The sequence below is a fragment of the Pseudomonas abyssi genome (assembly GCF_002307495.1).
Lineage (GTDB): Bacteria > Pseudomonadota > Gammaproteobacteria > Pseudomonadales > Pseudomonadaceae > Halopseudomonas > Halopseudomonas abyssi.
Window position 1 is genome coordinate 256487 of the sequence record NZ_NTMR01000009.1, and the last position, 17300, is coordinate 273786.

15 protein-coding genes are annotated in these 17300 nt (G+C 62.6%); 4 read left to right on the forward strand and 11 right to left on the reverse strand.

Annotated elements, in window-relative coordinates; translation table 11 throughout:
- The first annotated feature begins 671 nt into the window (after nucleotides 1–671).
- The gene (locus CNQ84_RS07660; RefSeq protein ID WP_096004291.1) at nucleotides 672–2132 is read left to right on the forward strand and encodes an alpha/beta hydrolase; all 1461 of its coding nucleotides are present in this window, start codon (nucleotides 672–674) and stop codon (nucleotides 2130–2132) included.
- Between the two features lie 41 nt (nucleotides 2133–2173).
- Here CNQ84_RS07660 and tatB read toward each other — a convergent pair whose 3' ends face one another.
- From tatB to ercA, 5 genes are all read right to left on the reverse strand, one after another.
- The gene (gene tatB / locus CNQ84_RS07665; protein ID WP_096004292.1) at nucleotides 2174–2458 is read right to left on the reverse strand and encodes a Sec-independent protein translocase protein TatB; all 285 of its coding nucleotides are present in this window, start codon (nucleotides 2456–2458) and stop codon (nucleotides 2174–2176) included.
- Nucleotides 2459–2472: 14 nt separating this feature from the next.
- Nucleotides 2473–2697, reverse strand: coding sequence for a Sec-independent protein translocase subunit TatA (locus tag CNQ84_RS07670; protein WP_096004293.1), 225 nt, complete (start codon nucleotides 2695–2697; stop codon nucleotides 2473–2475).
- Between the two features lie 69 nt (nucleotides 2698–2766).
- On the reverse strand, nucleotides 2767–4803 hold the full coding sequence (locus CNQ84_RS07675) for a PhoX family protein (RefSeq protein ID WP_096004294.1): 2037 nt from the start codon (nucleotides 4801–4803) through the stop codon (nucleotides 2767–2769).
- A 166-nt stretch (nucleotides 4804–4969) separates the two neighbouring features.
- Nucleotides 4970–6709, reverse strand: a complete 1740-nt coding sequence (locus CNQ84_RS07680; protein WP_096004295.1) for a PAS domain-containing hybrid sensor histidine kinase/response regulator — start codon at nucleotides 6707–6709, stop codon at nucleotides 4970–4972.
- Nucleotides 6693–7856 (reverse strand): alcohol dehydrogenase-like regulatory protein ErcA, encoded by a 1164-nt coding sequence (gene ercA, locus CNQ84_RS07685; RefSeq protein WP_096004296.1) that lies wholly within the window; start codon nucleotides 7854–7856, stop codon nucleotides 6693–6695. Before ercA ends, CNQ84_RS07680 begins: the two co-directional genes overlap by 17 nt.
- A gap of 216 nt (nucleotides 7857–8072) precedes the next feature.
- Here ercA and CNQ84_RS07690 point away from each other — a divergent pair, with 216 nt between their 5' ends.
- The 3 genes from CNQ84_RS07690 (at nucleotide 8073) to CNQ84_RS07700 (ending at nucleotide 11050) form a co-directional block, all read left to right on the forward strand.
- Complete coding sequence (locus tag CNQ84_RS07690; protein ID WP_096004297.1) at nucleotides 8073–10205, forward strand: NosR/NirI family protein; 2133 nt, start codon at nucleotides 8073–8075, stop codon at nucleotides 10203–10205.
- 33 nt (nucleotides 10206–10238) lie between these two features.
- Nucleotides 10239–10667 carry a regulator gene (locus CNQ84_RS07695; RefSeq protein ID WP_096004298.1) on the forward strand — a complete coding sequence of 143 codons (429 nt, stop codon included), beginning with the start codon at nucleotides 10239–10241 and terminating at the stop codon, nucleotides 10665–10667.
- Between the two features lie 86 nt (nucleotides 10668–10753).
- On the forward strand, nucleotides 10754–11050 hold the full coding sequence (locus CNQ84_RS07700; protein WP_096004299.1) for a DUF2218 domain-containing protein: 297 nt from the start codon (nucleotides 10754–10756) through the stop codon (nucleotides 11048–11050).
- Nucleotides 11051–11069: 19 nt separating this feature from the next.
- Here CNQ84_RS07700 and CNQ84_RS07705 read toward each other — a convergent pair whose 3' ends face one another.
- The 6 genes from CNQ84_RS07705 to CNQ84_RS07730 form a co-directional block, all read right to left on the reverse strand.
- The gene (locus CNQ84_RS07705) at nucleotides 11070–11984 is read right to left on the reverse strand and encodes an ABC transporter substrate-binding protein (RefSeq protein WP_096004300.1); all 915 of its coding nucleotides are present in this window, start codon (nucleotides 11982–11984) and stop codon (nucleotides 11070–11072) included.
- The gene (locus CNQ84_RS07710; protein WP_096004301.1) at nucleotides 11977–12810 is read right to left on the reverse strand and encodes an ABC transporter ATP-binding protein; all 834 of its coding nucleotides are present in this window, start codon (nucleotides 12808–12810) and stop codon (nucleotides 11977–11979) included. Before CNQ84_RS07710 ends, CNQ84_RS07705 begins: the two co-directional genes overlap by 8 nt.
- A complete protein-coding gene (locus CNQ84_RS07715) occupies nucleotides 12810–13862 on the reverse strand; it encodes an iron ABC transporter permease (protein ID WP_096004302.1) in 1053 nt (350 codons plus the stop codon). Before CNQ84_RS07715 ends, CNQ84_RS07710 begins: the two co-directional genes overlap by 1 nt.
- A gap of 8 nt (nucleotides 13863–13870) precedes the next feature.
- Nucleotides 13871–14887: a FecCD family ABC transporter permease gene (locus CNQ84_RS07720; RefSeq protein ID WP_096004303.1), complete on the reverse strand. Its 1017-nt coding sequence runs from the start codon at nucleotides 14885–14887 to the stop codon at nucleotides 13871–13873.
- A complete protein-coding gene (locus CNQ84_RS07725) occupies nucleotides 14884–16098 on the reverse strand; it encodes an MFS transporter (RefSeq protein ID WP_096004304.1) in 1215 nt (404 codons plus the stop codon). Before CNQ84_RS07725 ends, CNQ84_RS07720 begins: the two co-directional genes overlap by 4 nt.
- A 117-nt stretch (nucleotides 16099–16215) precedes the next feature.
- On the reverse strand, nucleotides 16216–17244 hold the full coding sequence (locus CNQ84_RS07730; protein WP_165771244.1) for a helix-turn-helix domain-containing protein: 1029 nt from the start codon (nucleotides 17242–17244) through the stop codon (nucleotides 16216–16218).
- Nucleotides 17245–17300: the final 56 nt, after the last annotated feature.

The window sequence follows — 17300 nt, forward strand, 5'->3', positions numbered from 1 at the left end:
GATACTGACCTTTCTTTGCAAAATTATTGTTATAAGCCTGCAACAGGCTGCTCGTCTGCGCTCGATTGTCACGAATTTGCAATCAGGCAGCAACCCCCTGAACAGGTTATTCCAGAGGCTTCGTCTGATTAGCGCGACGCTATCGGCTATCGCCTTCGCCCCCCATCACCCAAACGGGGGTCACTAGGGTCTGTTGCCGTTTCGTTCTCCCGTCTGTTGCTGCCTGTAAAGCCGGCAATCAAGGAGCGAGGAGCGTAGTTTGGTCATTCCAAATAAACGACGAGCGACGCGGAGTGGCGGCTTTACAGGCGCAACCTCGGCGGCCCCACCCGCAGGGCCGGGGCCATTTTTCGGCCATGCTGCGTTGTCGGTCGCTTATGTGGAACGACCACACCGCGCTCCCTCCGCCTTGCCTGGCCGAAAAATGGCCTCCGGCAGGCGGGTGAACGAAACGGCAACAGACCCTAGGCTGCAGCCCCGATGAACCGTGACATCTAACCCGAATGGGTGATAACCCGGTTACAGAGATCACCCACGGTTATACCTGGCAATCCAGACCCGACGACCCAGCCCGGATGCTCCGCCTGACGCTTGCCGGAGGCCCGCTTGGCCGCTTTACTGGCAAATGCAAGATCCATCACAAAAACAGCTTGCAACGGAGAACAACAATAATGAATCCACTCAAAAGACCCACGCTGCTTGCCGTTCTGGTCGGCAGCATCGGCTTGACCGGCTGCCTGGGCAGCAGCAATGACAGCGACGATCCTGATCCACGGCCGCAGCAGGTACGCATCAACCAGGGCTTCTTTACCATCGATGAGTCCGCCCTGCCCTTCGACGCCTTGGCACCCGTCGCCCCCTACACCACCACCAGCCGCTGGAGCGGTGTCCTGGACGGCGCCGCCTACCGTGTTGAGGTGCCGGAGAACTGGAACGGCTACCTGGTGATGTGGGCGCACGGCTATCGCGGCACCGGAGCGGCCCTGACCGTCGACAACCCGCCGATGCGCCAGTATCTGATCGACAACGGCTATGCCTGGGCAGCATCGAGCTACAGCACCAACTTCTATGATGTGCGCGCCGGCGTGGAGGATACCAACGCCCTGGCGCTGGCCTTTACCGACATCGCTGCAGAGAACGGCCGAACGCTGGCTGAACCTACCAAGTACTACATCACCGGCGCGTCCATGGGCGGCCATGTCACCGCTGCGGCGGTGGAGCGCGAGACCCTCGACACCGCCAACAACGTGGTCGAATACTCGGCAGCAGCGCCCTTCTGTGGCGTGGTTGGCGACACCGAGCTGTTCAATTACTTTGGCGGTTACAACCTGTCGCTGTTTGCGCTGGCCGGCGAACCTGCCGACAGCTTCCCGGTCGCTCCGGCCGATGCCGCTGCCAAGGTAGCCGCTGCCCGCGCAGCACTGTGGGTGGATTATGACGCCAACCCCAATGCCAACGGGCTGACCGCCGATGGGCTTGGGCTGTACCAGACGCTGAAAAATCTCAGCGGTGGCGAGCGGCCGATTTATCAGCTGTCCTTCGGCGGGTTCCAGGATTTGCTGCAGAGCTTTGCCGGCTCGGACGGCACGGTAGATGGCATCTTCCAGGAAAGCGTGATCAACACCGAGGGCCTGACCTATCGCTTCCAGACAGAGCTGGGTCAGCCGCTGACCACCGACGAGATCAACTTCAACGCGGCGATTCTCAAGGCCGATGCGGATGTCGACAGCGTCAACGCGTTGCGTAGCGACGGCTTGCGCTGGGTGCCCAAGGTAAACGGCGAGTTTGACGTGCCGGTACTGACCGCGCACACCATTGGCGATCTGTTCGTACCGATACTGATGGAGCAGGTATATCGCCAGCGTGCCGAAGATCAAGGCAGCGCAGACAACCTGGTGCAGCGTGCAATGCGCGCCCCCGGCCACTGCGACTTCACCCTGACCGAATGGACGCAAACCCTGGCCGACCTGCTGACCTGGGAGCAAACCGGCGTCAAACCCGGCGGCGACGACTGGCTGACGCCGGCCACCGTAGCCGACCCTGAGTTTGGTTGCACCTATACCAATAACGTGGGCGAAATACCCGGCAACGTCGAGAGGTCCCTGATGCCGCCCTGCCCGGCTCCCCTGTAACAGAGCCAAGCAAAAAGCAGGATTGAGGTGTTAACAGCGCCTCAACCCTGCTTGCGCTCCTCATCAACAGCCTCTGCCGCCAAACGACGCACAAACTGCTTGACGTTGGTCTGACCACGTAGCGCACGAACATTCTCGGCCAGCTCCTTGACCTCGTCCTGTGGCAAGGAATCGTTCAGCTCCTTCTGCACCTCATTCCACATGCCACGTACCTTGCCCGCCGCTCGACCGGCGCTGCGCACCAGCGTGGGCAGGCGCTCGGGCCCCAGCACCAGCAAGGCAACTACTGCCACCAGCAGCCATTCCGTCATGCCATTGCCGAACATGCTGTACCTCGCCTTCAGGCCTGACGGCTGGTCGATTCTGCGCGCACGGACGTCTGCTCTGCGGCGTCCAGAGTCAATGCATCGCGGGTCTCTTCGGTATCGCGCACGGCCTTGCGGAAGCCGCTGAGCGCACCACCCAGATCACTGCCCACATTGCGCAGACGCTTGGTGCCGAACAGCAGCATGACAATGACCAGCACAATCAACAACGAACCAATGCTAATGCCACCAATACCCATATAAACCTCCAATAAAAAGGCGGGTCAGCGCAACGCGCTGACCCGTCAAACACACAAGAACAAACGCTATCAGCTACCGACTACGCCACCGTCGTTTTTCCATACAACCACGGTCGCCGAGCGCGGCGGACGGGTGGACGGCATCTTGTCCGGCCAGCTGCTGGTGTAGCCACCGCCCGCGAACTGGGCGCCAGAAGTACCTTCACCCGGATGCTGGACGTTGATGAACAGGGTTTTCTGGTCCGGCGTCATGGTGATACCGGTGATTTCCTGATCGATCGGGCCCACCAAAAAGCGCTTCAGATCGCCAGTGGTCGGATCCGCTACCAGCATGGCGCAGTTGCCGAAGGGGTCGTCCCAGCCGCTGTCCATCTGAATCCAGACACGGCTGTCCGGGTCGATCCACAGGCCGTCCGGCGAGCTGAGGATGTTGTCGGCGGTCAGCATGTCACCGTTCGGGTCATAGCCGATGTTGTTGGCAACGCCGCTGTCGCCATCATCTCCACCGAACAGGAAGATATCCCAGGTAAAGGTGGTCGCAGCCTGCTCGCCGTCTTCCTTCCAGCGAATGATGTGGCCGTGGTTGTTGGCCGCACGCGGGTTGGCTTCGTTGAGGTTGCTGTCGTTGCGGTTGGAGTTGTTGGTCAGGGTGAAGTAGACATCACCATTGGCCGGGTCAACTGCACCCCACTCCGGACGGTCCATCGGCGTAGCGCCCATGAAGTCCGCAGCCAGACGGGTGTTGACCAGCACGTCAGCCTGGCTGGTGAAGCCGTTGGCTTCGGTCAGGCCGTTCTCGCCGTAGACCAGCGGCATCCACTCGCCAGTGCCGTCATCGTTGAACTTGGCAACGTACAGAATGCCTTCGTCCAGCATGCTGCCGTTGGCAGTAGCGGCGTTGTAGTTGGCTGCGGTGACAAATTTGTAGATGTACTCGAAGCGCGAGTCATCACCGGAGTAGCAGACCACCGGCTTGCCTTCTTCAGCCGGAGCGAAAACCACACCTTCGTGGCCAAAGCGACCCATGGAAGTGCGTTTTTTCGGGTTGCTGCTCGGGTCGAACGGGTCGATCTCGACCATCCAGCCGAAGCAGACCGGCTCGTTGCGGTAGTCACCGGTGGCGTCGGCAGCCTTGATGCTGGCGTCGAAGCGGATGTACTCGTCAGCGCCGTTGTCGGCCAGCTCCCAGGCCCAACGACCAGTACCGCTCGGTACCCCGTAGCGCGCGTGCTCACGCGGGTTGTCGCCCTTGTTGGTGAAGTAACCGGCCCAGTTTTCCTCGGCGGCCATGTAGGTGCCCCAGGGGGTGTAGCCGTTACCGCAGTTGTTCAGCGTACCGCGGGTCATGGTGCCGTTGGGGCTGTACAGGGTCTTGACGAAATCGCTGCCGCGAACCGGGCCGTGGATTTCCATCGGCGTCAGGGCGGTGATGCGACGGTTCATGCTGTCGGGCTGCACGCTCCACTCGTTGTTCGCGCCCTTGACGATGCGCACCACGGAAACACCGTGGGCGTTCATTTCCTTGCGCACTTCGTCAGCCGGACGCAGACCGCCAACCAGCGGCGGCGTCGCGCCACTGGACAGCGAGACACCCTGAGCCGAGGCGTGCATCAGGCGCGGCTCAACGTACTCGTGGTTGAGTACCAGCAGACCGTCTTCCGAGCTGTCATTGATCGGGTAGAAGTGCATACCATCGTGGTGCGAGCCAATCTGCTCGGCCTGGTCATCGCCGGTGTTGTTCACCGAAAACGACGGAAAGCTACCCAGGATCGGTGTACCCCAGGGAATAATCACCTGGTAGCTGTAACCCTCGGGCACGACGATTTCATCGGCGGTGCTGACGGCAACAGCGGAAAAGCCCAGCAGGTCAGCAGCCGGCGGCTCACCAGCGTCATCATCATCGTCAGAGTCGCTGTTGCACCCGGCCAGTCCCAGACCGAAGAAGCCCAGCGCAGCAGCGCCAGCGCTGCCCTTGAGTACCTGACGACGGGCCAGGCGGGCCTCCAGCACGCTGGAGAACAGCGGGTTCATCTCACGGGTGCTCAATGGCTCATCCCCAGCCCCGTTGTCGACATACACCAGCTGATCACGTTGTTCGATGGACATCGATTCCTTCCTCTCAGGTTTTTTGGTTTGTTTGAAAACCCAAACAGGATGGCGAGCAAAAATGACAGGACGAGCCGAAAGCCATGAAGCTTTTATGGTCGATGACAGACATTGGAGTGACAGGTAGATTACAGCGCGGGCGCTAGCGCCCAACGCTGGCAGAATATCAGCGACGGGGCGTGAGCAAGGTATCCAGCGAGGCGCGCAACTTGCCCGCCTTGATCGGCTTGTTGAGCACCGCAACGCCCAGCGAACGCGCGCCCTGGCGACACTCTTCGGTACGGTCGGCGGTGATCATCAGCGCGGGCAGCTCTGCACCAAATTGCTCACGCAGTGCCGTCAGCGCCTGCAGCCCGGTGCGGCCGCCGTCCAGGTGGTAGTCGACCAGCGCTAGATCCGGCGCACGGCCCTGCAGGCAACTCAGCGCCTGCTCAAGGTCCGCGGCCGTCAGCACATCGGCGCCCCACTGCTGCAGCAAGCCCTGCATGCTTTGCAGCACCATGTGCTCGTTGTCGATCACCAGCAGGCGGCGCCCCTGCAAAGGCACCGCCAGATGGGCGCCCAGGCTGCTGCGCTGCTGGCTGATCAGCGGCTGCCGGGCCAGCGGCACGCGCACGCTGAACACCGAACCGCGCCCCAAGCGCGAGCGCACCTGCACCTCGACCTTAAGCAGGCGCGCGATGCGCTCGACAATCGCCAGCCCCAACCCCACGCCACGGCGCTGACCGGGCCGACCGAAATCGAGCTGGCTGAACTCCTGAAAAATCTGTCGGAAGTGGGCCCGGTCGATACCGCGCCCGGTATCCCAAACCTCGATCCACAAGTCACTGCCGCGCCGTCGGCACCCCACCAGCACACCGCCGCTTTCGGTGTACCGAATGGCGTTGCTGATAAAGTTGCGCAGGATCCGGCTCAGCAGACGGAAGTCCGTATGCACCGCATGGGCACAGGTGCGACTGCGCAAGCCGACGCCGGCGGCCTCGGCCACACTGCCAAACTCGCAGAGCAGCGGTTGCAGCAGTTCATCCACGCTGCAATCGCTGTACTCTGGCTGCAGGTTCGGCTGATCCAGGCGCGAGATATCCAGCAGGTCACTGAGCATATCTTCCGCACTTTCCAGCGCGGTGTGAGAACGCTCCACCAGCAGCCGGGCACTGGCGGGCAGGTCGACGTCACCCAGGGTAGCCATCAGCAGACGAGCTGCGTTCAGCGGCTGCAGCAGATCGTGACTGGCTGCAGCGAGATAGCGATCCTTGCTGCGATTGGCCTGCTCGGCGGCATCACGTGCCTTGCGCAACTCACCCTGGGTGCGCTCATGCTCGATGATCTCGTAGCGCAGACTCTCGTTCAGTCCCTCCAGCTCATGGGTGCGCTGCTGTACTCGCTGCTCCAGCTCGTCGTTGAGCTGCTGCATGGCCAGCTGCGCCTGCTTGCGCTCGGTGACATCGGCGACGAAAGCCTCAATCACGTGGTCATTGGCATCCGGGCGCAGCAGAATATTCATGCGTACGTCCATCAGCGAGCCATCGGCCCTTGCCAGCCGGGTCTCGTAGCCCGTCAGCTCACCCTTGCGCAGCAGCTGTTGGCGGATACGCTGAAACTCGGACTCGCCACCAATAAAGAACTGCCCCCCCAAGGAACCGCGCGCGGCCACCAGCTCGGCCGCCGACTGGTAGCCGAGCATCCGCGCCAGCGAGCGGTTGGCCATACGCAGGCCATCGGCCAGGCTGGCCTGAAAAATCCCGTGAACCGCATTCTCGAACAGCCACTTGTAGCGGTTACGCTCCGCTTCCAGCTCCTCCAGCCGCGCCAGCAGCTCCGGATAGTAGCTCTTGCGCGATGACTGCGACCCTAGCCCGAGCAGCCCGGTGAGCACATCCCGGCGCGGGTCAGAGGGCCTCGGCATAGACGACCTCAACGTCCTTCAGGCTGGACTCGCGCGGGTTGGTCAGAATGCAGGGGTCATCCATGGCGTGCAGCGACAAGGTGCGCAGATCACTGGTGCTGACCCCGTGCATGCGCAAACTCTGATGAAAGCCCATCGCCTCCTTCAGGTCGATCAGGTGCTGAATCAGGCGCGCGCGCACCTGCGGCGTCGTCAGCCCACGGGTATCAATATCCAGCGCATTGGCAATCACCTTGAAGCGCTCCGGCGCGGCGTCAAAGTTAAAGGCCACCACGTGTTCGACCAGGATGGCGTTGCACAGCCCGTGTGGCAGGTCGAGAAAGCCGCCAAGGCTGTGCGACATGGCGTGCACGGCGCCCAGAATGGCGTTGGAAAAAGCCAGCCCCGCCTGCAGGCTGCCCAGCATGACCTGCTCGCGCACGGCCAGGTCCTGCGGGTCACGCATCATCTTGACCAGGTTGGCATTGAGCAAGCGCATGGCTTCCAGCGCATGAGCATCGGTCATCGGCCCGCTACCGGTCGAGACAAAGGCCTCGATGGCATGCACCATGGCGTCGATGCCGGTGCAGGCCGACAGGAAGGTATCCATGGTGGAGGTGGTTTCCGGGTCGATCAGCGACACATCCGGCACCACCGCCTTGCTGATGATGGAAAACTTCACCTTCTCCTGCTGGTCGGAAATGATCACAAACTGCGAGACATCGGCCGAGGTGCCGGCGGTGGTCGGGATACAGATCAGCGGGGGGATGGGTGCACGGATGGTGTCCACGCCTTCAAAGGTCAGGATGTGCCGGTCATGGGCCACGGCAATACCAATGGCCTTGGCGCAGTCAATCGGACTGCCGCCACCAATCGCCACAATCACGTTGCAGCCGGCGGCCCGATACACCTCGGCGCCGTGCATCACCTCTTCGGTGCGTGGGTTGGCCGATACCTGGGTAAACAGCACGTAGTCGATGCCCTGCTCCTGCAGGCTTTCCTCCACGTCCATCACCCAGCCGGCGGCCTGCACGCCCGGGTCCGACACCAGCAACACCTTGCGGGCGCCAAAAGTGGAGGCGTAATTGGCGACGGTCTTGCGCGATCCGGCGCCAAAAATGATCTCTGGCGTAACGAACTTGCGCAACTGGCTGACATCGTAGGACATGCTTTGGCATCCGCGTTGTTGTTGTAATGCTGAGGGCTCGACCGGGCGTGGCAGAGCCGCACAGGCGGTCCCGGCAGACTACCCCAAAGTCAGTCGCTTTATAAGCCGCCTGGGCGCGAACTAAGACTGAAGTAGCAGCGGCTCAGCCCCTAAGTTGCATGGCTCGCCCACCCGCTGCTCGCCAGCATGGAGACACAACAACAAGGATGATTCGCCATGTCTGTGCGACGCCAATCGGCCCGGCATCTGCTGCTGGCCTGCCTGCTTTGTCTGCTCGGCTCGGCTCTGCGTGCCGAGGGCCAGCACACGACCGACTGGCAGCCGGCGGTACAGCAACTGTTCCCCAGCGCCACCCGCCTGATCGAGAAGCAGGGAACGCCGCCGGTCTATCAAGCCTTTCAGCTCGACCAATTGCTCGGCTACGCCTTCGAATCCACCGACTACTCGGCCCTGCAGGGTTTTGGCGGCAAACCCATCCGCCTGCTGATCGGCCTCACGCCCGAGGGTAAACTGACCGGTGTCACCGTGCTGTCACATCATGAACCGGTGTTTGTGCACGGCATGGGCGAGCAGCCGCTGTTCGACTTTACTGCCCAGTACGCCGGGCGCAACATCGCCACACCTATCGTTGTCGGCAGCCAGCACGGCGGTGCGGCGGACGGTGACAGCGTCAGCTACATCGACGGCGTGGCCAAGGCCACCGTATCGGTCGTGATCCTCAACGAAACCGTGCTGCAGTCAGCCATGACGGTAGCACGCGCCCTGCTCCCCGACTTTATTCAAGGGCCGCAGGCCATCGCTCGCCAGGACGTGTTCACGCCCCTTGACTGGCAACAACTGCGCGAGCAGCAACTGGTGCAACGCTGGCAGCTGGATGCGGCCAGCGTGGAGAACGCGCTGGGCAACAGCCTGGCCTTCTACTCGGGCCTGCCAGGCACGGCGGATCAGCCGTTCAGCGAGCTGTACTTCGCCTACCTGAACACCCCCATGAGCGGACGCAACCTGCTCGGCGACCAGGCCTTTGCTCAGCTGCAGGCCGAACTGCAACCCGGCGAACATGCCCTGCTGGTGATGTCGCGCGGGCGCTACGGCCATGTACCAGACGACTTTATCCCTGCCACTGCCCCCAGTCGCATCACGCTGCTGCAGCATGGCTTGGCGATTGAGCTACATGACATGAACTTCAACAACGGCAACCTGCTGCCGCTGCTACCCGTGGCGGGCGCTGACTGGCGAGCCCATCTCTTTCGCATCAAAGCCCACGCCGCCTTCAACCCGGTTGACCCGGCAGCCCTGCAGCTGAACGTCACCCTGCGCCGCAACCCGCTTAGCGAACAGTTCGCGCAGTTCGAGCAGCCCCTGAACCTGGATCACGGGCTGTTCGAACTCAGCGCCGCGCCAGCCCGCGCTGCGCCGACGCCAATCTGGGTGCAGATGTGGCAGCAGCGCAGTTGGCAGATTGGCACGCTGCTGCTGGCCCTGGCGCTGGTCAGTCTGGTATTTGTGCGCCAGCATCAGATCAGCCGGCACGCGCGCGCTTTCCACGCCCTGCGCGCCGGCTTTCTGCTGTTCACCTTGGTGTTTATCGGCTTTTACGCCCAGGGCCAGCTGTCGGTGGTGAACATCTTTACCCTGCTGCTGGCCATCAAGGACGGCTTTGATATTCGCGTCTTCTTGCTGGATCCGGTGATCTTCATTCTCTGGACCTTCACCTTTGTCAGTCTGTTTCTCTGGGGGCGTGGCCTATTCTGCGGCTGGCTCTGTCCGTTCGGTGCACTACAGGAAATGGTCAGCTGGGTGGCAAAAAAGCTGCGTCTGCGCCAATGGAAGATCAGCGAACGCTGGCACCGCCGCCTGCAGTGGCTCAAGTACGCGATTGTGCTGGTACTGGTCAGCTCTGCCCTCTACTCACTGACGCTGGCCGAGCGACTGGCCGAGGTGGAACCGTTCAAAACCTCGATCACCCTGGGCTTTGTCCGGACCTGGCCGTTCGTGCTGTACGCCCTGCTGCTGCTGGGTGTGGGCCTGTTTGTGCACAAGTTCTATTGCCGCTATGTCTGCCCCCTCGGTGCCGGCCTGGCCATCCTCGGCCGCCTGCGCCTGTTCTCCTGGCTGACGCGCATCAAGGCCTGCGGCAAGCCCTGCCAACACTGCCACAACCAATGCGAGATCGGTGCGATCAAGCGCAGCGGCGCCATCGACTACGACGAATGCATCCAGTGTCTGGAGTGCATCGTGATACTGAATAACGAGGACCAGTGTGTGGACGCCATCCGCGCACGCAAGCAGGCCGCGCGAGCGAAACGCGCCAACAATGTCATCGTCAGCGACTGGGCACCCCAGCGCTAAACCAGCAGCACCACAACAACAAAGGACGTCACCGTGAAAAATCTGGACTTAGGTCATATCCAATGGAGCCAACTACCCGGCTTCGACAACTTCGACTACTGCGTGCTGAGTGTCGACCGCCCGAACAAGCTGGTCGATGTGCTGTTTCACTTCCATGAGAACGACCCGATCGTGCTGCACCGCCATTGCGCGGTAAACCACACCTTCGTGATCAGTGGCGAGCACCGCCTGTTTCACGCCAACGGTGACCTCAAGGAAGTTCGCCCCACCGGCAGCTACACCATCAGCCAGCCCGACACTACCCCGCACCGCGAATGCGGCGGCGAAGGCGGTACCTTGGTGCTGTTCAGCATTCGCGGTACCGAGGGCGTCATGTATGAAATCCTGGATGATCAGGAGAACCTGATTGCCATGTTCGACATGGATGCCTTCGAGGCACTGCACGCGGCAAACGCGCTGTAACACATTGGCCGAGCGCAGCAGAGCGCCGCGCTTGAGCCCTCCCCCGTGGCTGCTAGAATGCTGGCTTTTCAAGGGAGAGCGTCGGCATGCCCGCCAAGCAAGCACAGGTCAGTACCCCCCACGCCAGCCGTTACATCACTCGGCTGTGCAAGCATTTTGCACACAAGGTGGAGTCCACCTGGGACGATCAGCAGGGTATTACCAACTTTCCGTTCGGCCGCTGTGTGATGCAGGCCGACGCTGCGCAACTGGCGCTGCACTGCACCGCCGATGATGAGACTCAGCTCGAGCGCGTGTGCTGGGTGGTCACCGACCACCTGGAGCGCTTCTCGGTGGCGGTGGAGCAAGGCGAAGCCTTGAGCGTGGAGTGGCAGGCGGCCTGAACCGCCTGCGTTGTATAGCTTACGGCTTGCTCGCCTTGACCATGTTTTCGACGTCATCAATCACTTGCATGGCGGCCAGCGGGCCGCCAACAGACGTCCACAGCGAGCCGTCTACCGGCGCCATCTGGCCAGACTGCACCGCCCCCAGCTGCTGAAACGCCGGGGTATCACGCGCCTGGTTCAGCGCATCGGCGGCCTCACCGGTACCCGCCAGGGTGCCCACTACCAGCCAGTCGGCGTCCAGCAAGTCCAGCGACTCCAGACTCAGCGCCTGTGAATGGGTAAAGCCAGGCTCACGCTGCTGCTCGGGGCGCACAAAACCCAGCTCCTTGACGATCTGGCTGGCGAAGGAGTCCTCCAACATATAGACCGGGCCCTTGGGGTTCCAGCGCACAATGCTCATGCTCTGCCCCTGTTGCGCCGCCAGCGCCTCACGCGCTTGCAGAACACGGGTCTGATAACTGGCGCTGAACGCCTCGGCGGCGTCCGGATCGCCCAGCACATCGGCAATCAGTTGCAGGCTGCTCTGCCAGGGTTCACCGGGCTTGGCGGTTACCACGGTCGGCGCAATCGCGCGGTACAGCTCCAACGTCTCGGGGCGATCGGTCGCGGTGAGAATCAGGTCAGGCTGCAGTTCCAGCAGCAGCTCGGTGTTGACGTTGCCCAGGTCACCAATGATATCGATCTGCGGCGCGCGCGCGCTCAGGTAGCCAGGTAACCCGCTTTGTCCGCGGCCATTAACCGCGCCAACCGGCGTTTTTCCCAGGGCCAGCATGGCATCCAGATCCAGCTCGCTGAGCGCCACAACGCGTTGCGGTTGGTCAGGGACATCGACGGTCTCGCCATAGGCATCGGTCACACTGCGCGCCTGGGCCGGCAACGCAAAAAGCAGCAGGGTCACTGCAGCAACAAAACCCTTGAGCAGATCAGACATGGGGCAACTCCTTGGGGTGGGTGAGTGAAGCGGCCGCCGCAAGGCGTCGGGGCACGATGACCGGCGCGCCGTCGCCAGGGGCAGCAAGAATATCAACCTGGGTGTTGTAAAGACGGTCAATCAGCGGCTTGCTGATCACCTCGCGGGCGCTGCCGAAGGCCTGAACCCGGCCCTCGGCCATGGCAATCAATTGGTCGCAATACCGGGCCGCACACGCCAGATCATGCATCACGATCAGCACCGTACGACCATTGGCGGCCATGCTGTGAATCGCTTCCATGACCTCGGTCTGATGGCCTATATCCAGCGCACTGGTCGGCTCATCCAGCAGCACCATTTCGGTGTTCTGGGCCATGATCATCGCCAGCCAGACTCGCTGAACCTGGCCGCCGGACAGATCGTCCACGCTGCGCTGCCGCAGGGGTTGCAGCTGCAGTGTGGCAATCGCCTCGTCGACCAGCATGCGATCCTCATCGGTCCACTGCCGCAGCCAGCCCTGGTGCGGGTGGCGGCCATACTGCACCAGTTGCTCGACGGTAATGCCGCTGGGCACCACCGGACGCTGCGGCAGATAAGCCAGTTGCCGTGCCAGCGCACGGGTCGGCAGGCTGCCGAGTGCCTGGCCGCCCAACAGTATCTCGCCGGCCTGGGCCTTTTGCTGGGCTGCCAGCAACTTGAGCAGGGTCGACTTGCCACAGCCATTAGGGCCGACCACACCCACCAGGCTGCCCGGTTGCAGCTCGAAGGACACCTCCTGCAGGGTCGGCCGCGCGCCACTCTTGTGGCGATAGGAAAAGCACAGATCCCGCACTCGCAACAGCGTCATCAATCTACCCTCTTTCGATTCTGCAACAGCAAGGTGAGCAGCAGAAGACCACCCAAAATACGCGTCATCAGCCCCGCCGGCATCTCGACCGGGTCGGCCAGCACGCGCACCAGGGTGTCGGCCAGCAACAACAGCAACGCACCCAGCGCGGCAGCCAGCCAGACCGGTACCGGCCCTGAGCGCAGCAGCCAGCTGGCCAGAATCGGCGCGGCCATGCCGACAAAGATCACCGGCCCGCCAATCGCCGCACCCAGCCCGGCAATCAGAATCGCCAGCCCCAGCAGTACCAATTGCACCGCCACCACCGGCACACCCAGCCCCTGCGCGGTTGCGCTGCCCAGGCGCAGCACCGACAGCGCCCGCAGCAACAACGCCACTGGCGGCAACAGCACCAGCAGACAGAGCGCTACCGGCACCACCACGCGGTAGCCCTGTCCGGCAAAATGACCCATGGTCCACATGTAGAGTGCGCTCAGATGGGCAATCGGCTGCGACGACATGGCAAATTCCGACAAGGCCTGAAACAGCTCGGTCAGCGCGATCCCCACAACAATAAACAAATAGCCCTGCTCGCCTGGACGGCGGCACAGGGTGAACAGGCAAGTCGCTGCCAACACCGCACCCAGCGGTGCCGCCCACCAGGGCCAGCTGCCGATGGTCAGATACAGCGAGAAGATGACAATAGACATGGTCGCGCCTTCGTTCACCCCGATCATGTCCGGTGTGGCGAGACGGTTCTGCACCAGCGTCTGCACCAGGCAACCGGACAGGCCCAGCGCTGCGCCCGCCAGCATCACCGCCAGCACCCGCGGCAAGCGAATCTGAAACAGCATCAGCTCATGCATGCGCGAGCCCTGCCCAGCCAGCGTCTGCACCACCTGCGACGCGTTCATCTGGCCGGAGCCAAGCGTGAGCGCAGTGACGGCGACCAACAGCAAGATCAGCAGCACCAAGATCAGCAACAACGTGGCACGACGGTTGAACAGCAACGACATGCTGCCCAAGCGCAGGCACCAGAACCCATTGGGTGTTGTCTGCGAAGAATCTGTCATGGGCACCCTCAGCGTCCGGCCAGCAGTGAACGAAAGCCGCCGCGCAAAACCACGACGATCAAGACCGGCGCGCCGATGGCCGCCAGCAAGGTGCCCACGGGCAATTCGTAGGGCTGAATCAGCCAGCGCGCCAGTACGTCCGCCGTCACCAGCAGCAGGGCGCCGGCCAGCGCCGAGAACAGCAATTGACGCAGCAGCGACACTGACTCAATAACCCGGCCACAGTAAGCCGCGAGAAAACCGATAAAGCCGATGGGGCCAGCCACCGAAACCGCACAGGCAGTCAGTATCGAGGCCGCCGTCAGCACCCCTGCGCGCACCCAGGCCGGTGACACACCCAGCGCCCGCGCCTGCTGATCGCCCATCGACATCAGCTGCAGGCGACGACTGAGCACAGCGGCCAGCACCACAGCCAGCAGCGCCCCCGGCAGCAGGGTGCCCAGTGCATGCATCTGCACCCCCGCGAGCGAGCCCAGATTCCAGAACCGAAATTGGTCCAGCGCTACCCGGTCAGCCAGCAACAGATAGTTGGCGATACCGCCAAACACCGCCGTCAGCGCAACCCCAGCCAGGATCAGTCGCAGCGGGCTGGCCACTCCGAGCATGGAGGCCAGCGCCAGCACCACCAGGTTGCCACCGACCGCGCCGATGCCAGCCCAGACCAGATACCCTGCGGTGGATTCAACCGCAAAGAAGCTGATGCCAATCACCAGCGCCAGCACCGCGCCTTCATTCACGCCGAGAAGCCCCGGCTCGGCCAGCGGGTTACGCGTTGCCCCTTGCAGCAGACTGGCCGCCACCGCGAGCGCCGCACCAATCAGCAGCGCCGCCAGGGTACGCGGCAGGCGCAGCGTGTCGACGATCATCGCCAGCTTGTCATCAGCTACACGCTGCGGGTCACCCAGCAGATAGCCCGCCACCTCGGGCAGACCGTAGGTACCGGCGCCGGTGCCCAGCGAGGTCAACGCCAGCAGCACCAGCAACAGCAGGCCGCCGCCCAGCAGCCCCCACTGATGACGCTTCATGAACGCACCGCCTCAGCCGCGGCCGGCTGACGCAAACCCAGCACAATCATGATGGTGCCAAACAGGGCTATCGCCACCCCCAGCAGCGACAGCAACGCCAGGCTGGAATAGCCGACCAGCGCGCCGTCCGGCGTCGAGGATAGCCAGTAGCCGCCGGCCAGGCTGGCAGCGCCAGAAGCGAGTCCGGCCAGGGTATTCTGCCAGCCCATGAAGCCGGCTCGCTGCTCGGGTGCAGGGATGCCAGCGGTGATCGTCTGTGCGGCGCTGAAGCGCGCCGAACTGGCAGCCATGAACAACGGAAACACCAACAGCAGCGGCAACAGCATGGGCCCCCAGACAAACCCGATCAGCGTGGCAAACATCAGCAGCAGGTTACTGCCCACCACCGCGACCAGGGTATGACCTCGATCAATCAAGCGACCACTGAGCTGCATCGCCGCCATGCTGGCCAGCCCACCCAGCAGGAACAACAGCGGAATCATGTCTCGCGCAATGCCCAGGTTGAAGCGGAAGTAACTGGCAAAGTGCGGAATCAGCAAACTGTGCGCGCCGGCCTGCACACCGACCACCAGCATCGCCCACAGCCACATCGGCTCGGCTCGAAAACGCATGCGCCCGCGCCGGGTCGCGCGGTGCTCATCCAGCAGCGGAAACAGCATCGCCACCAGCAGGGTCAACAACAGACCGGCGCCACCAACGGCCAGAAACGCCCAGCGCCAGGACAACCACTGGGACAGCCCCAGCGCCAGCGGCACCACCGCAATGCCGGCCAATGAAAACCCCATGGCAACGTAAGCCAGCTGTCGGCCGCGCTGGGCAGCCGGCGTCATGTCAACAATGGCGGCCATCAGGGTTGCCCCCATCGGACCGGCAAACACGCCAGACAGGGCAAACAACCAGATCAGCTGGGTACTGCTTTGCACCGCCGCACAACCGGCCAGCGCAGCAAACCGCAGCGCCGCCAGCGCAACCAGCAGCGGGCGTCTGGCAAACCGGTCCAGCCAGGGCGCGGCCAACCAGCTGGCCAGCGCAGCAGCCAACCCCGCCAGACCGGCGATGTAGCCCGCGTATTGCGGTGGCATATTCAGGGGAGCAGCCAGATCAGCCGCCAGCGGCATTACCATCATGGTGCTGCCGATCGACAGCATATTGATCAGCATCGCCAGATTCAGTGTCACACGTCCCTTGCCGGTGAGGGATATGGCAGACATGCACAGGCTCCGAACAAGGAAAGCGCTGGATACTAACCAATGCAGACGGCCATTTTCAATAAATGAGAATTGTTAAAATTTACCCCCACCCGTCACGCTCGCGCCTGCAACGCTCGATCAGTCGAGACGGGTAGGCTCCAGCTCACCCGGCGTCACCCCAAACTGACGACGGAAGGCGGTGATGAAGTTCGAGGTGTGATTGTAACCGGCCAGAAAAGCCGCTTCGCTGACGCTCATATCCTCTTGGCGCAGCGCATCGCGTACCTTTTCCAACCGTCGACTGCGGACATATTCGAACACCGTGAGTCCGGTATCGCGGCGAAAGTGCCGCTGCAACGCACTGCTGCTCATGGCCGTGGCACGGGCAACCGTTTCTACACTCAAGGGCTGATCCAGATTGGCTTCCAGCCAGGCAATGGCGCGCGCCGTGGGGTCCAGCGGACGCGGCGTACAGACCGACTCGGTCACCTGCAGCGGCAGTTGCTCGATGTGCTGAAGAAATCCCCAGAGCACCTGGTGAGCGAGGTTTTCCGCCCGCAGGCTACGGCGCAAACGATCAGGCTCATGACGCAGCTCCAGCAACGCTGCACACAACGCCAGTATGTCCTCGTCTGGCTGCCAGGCCAGCGTGGCAAGATGCCGTCCCAACAGATGCTGTTCCAGCCGCCGCCGCAGCGGGTCACCGGCCTCGCCACGGCACAGCCAGTCAGGGCTGAACATCAGCTGTACCTTGCACAGTTGACGCTCGCCGCGACGAATATGCCGACGAAACACGGTCATGCGCCGCAGGTTGACGGCAATCGCCTGGGCCGTTGTGTTACGTGACTGGCGCTGCGGGTTGACCTTGAGCACATGCTCGCTGCCGTCATAGGCAAAGTGCACTTCACCGCTGAGCAGGATGGTCAAGATCACCCGTGGCTTGATGGGTGCGGTAGTCACAGCGTCAGCCAGCTCACGGGTGCAGCCGGCCTCTACCTGCAGATGCCCAAAATTCTCGGAAATAAAACTGCCTTCGACCAGGACCTTACGTTGCGCGTCGTTGCGCGCCACAATCTGCCCCTGCCGCTCTCCTTTGATCATCTCGGCAAACAGCACCGAACGCTCGCCGCTGCGTCTGCTGCCGTCAGTCGATGCCTGCTTGCTCATAACCACCTCAATCTGCCGCTTTTGCATAACCCTCTGACAGTAACGCATAACCGAGG

Coding starts and splice junctions, on each gene's coding strand:
- CNQ84_RS07730 (WP_165771244.1), bottom strand. CDS start 17,244: ATGAGCAAGCAGGCATCGACTGACGGCAGCAGACGCAGCGGCGAGCGT.
- CNQ84_RS07725 (WP_096004304.1), bottom strand. CDS start 16,098: ATGTCTGCCATATCCCTCACCGGCAAGGGACGTGTGACACTGAATCTG.
- CNQ84_RS07715 (WP_096004302.1), bottom strand. CDS start 13,862: ATGACAGATTCTTCGCAGACAACACCCAATGGGTTCTGGTGCCTGCGC.
- tatB (WP_096004292.1), bottom strand. CDS start 2,458: ATGTTCGGCAATGGCATGACGGAATGGCTGCTGGTGGCAGTAGTTGCC.
- CNQ84_RS07675 (WP_096004294.1), bottom strand. CDS start 4,803: ATGTCCATCGAACAACGTGATCAGCTGGTGTATGTCGACAACGGGGCT.
- CNQ84_RS07700 (WP_096004299.1), top strand. CDS start 10,754: ATGCCCGCCAAGCAAGCACAGGTCAGTACCCCCCACGCCAGCCGTTAC.
- CNQ84_RS07670 (WP_096004293.1), bottom strand. CDS start 2,697: ATGGGTATTGGTGGCATTAGCATTGGTTCGTTGTTGATTGTGCTGGTC.
- CNQ84_RS07680 (WP_096004295.1), bottom strand. CDS start 6,709: ATGCCGAGGCCCTCTGACCCGCGCCGGGATGTGCTCACCGGGCTGCTC.
- CNQ84_RS07660 (WP_096004291.1), top strand. CDS start 672: ATGAATCCACTCAAAAGACCCACGCTGCTTGCCGTTCTGGTCGGCAGC.
- CNQ84_RS07720 (WP_096004303.1), bottom strand. CDS start 14,887: ATGAAGCGTCATCAGTGGGGGCTGCTGGGCGGCGGCCTGCTGTTGCTG.
- ercA (WP_096004296.1), bottom strand. CDS start 7,856: ATGTCCTACGATGTCAGCCAGTTGCGCAAGTTCGTTACGCCAGAGATC.
- CNQ84_RS07710 (WP_096004301.1), bottom strand. CDS start 12,810: ATGACGCTGTTGCGAGTGCGGGATCTGTGCTTTTCCTATCGCCACAAG.
- CNQ84_RS07705 (WP_096004300.1), bottom strand. CDS start 11,984: ATGTCTGATCTGCTCAAGGGTTTTGTTGCTGCAGTGACCCTGCTGCTT.
- CNQ84_RS07690 (WP_096004297.1), top strand. CDS start 8,073: ATGTCTGTGCGACGCCAATCGGCCCGGCATCTGCTGCTGGCCTGCCTG.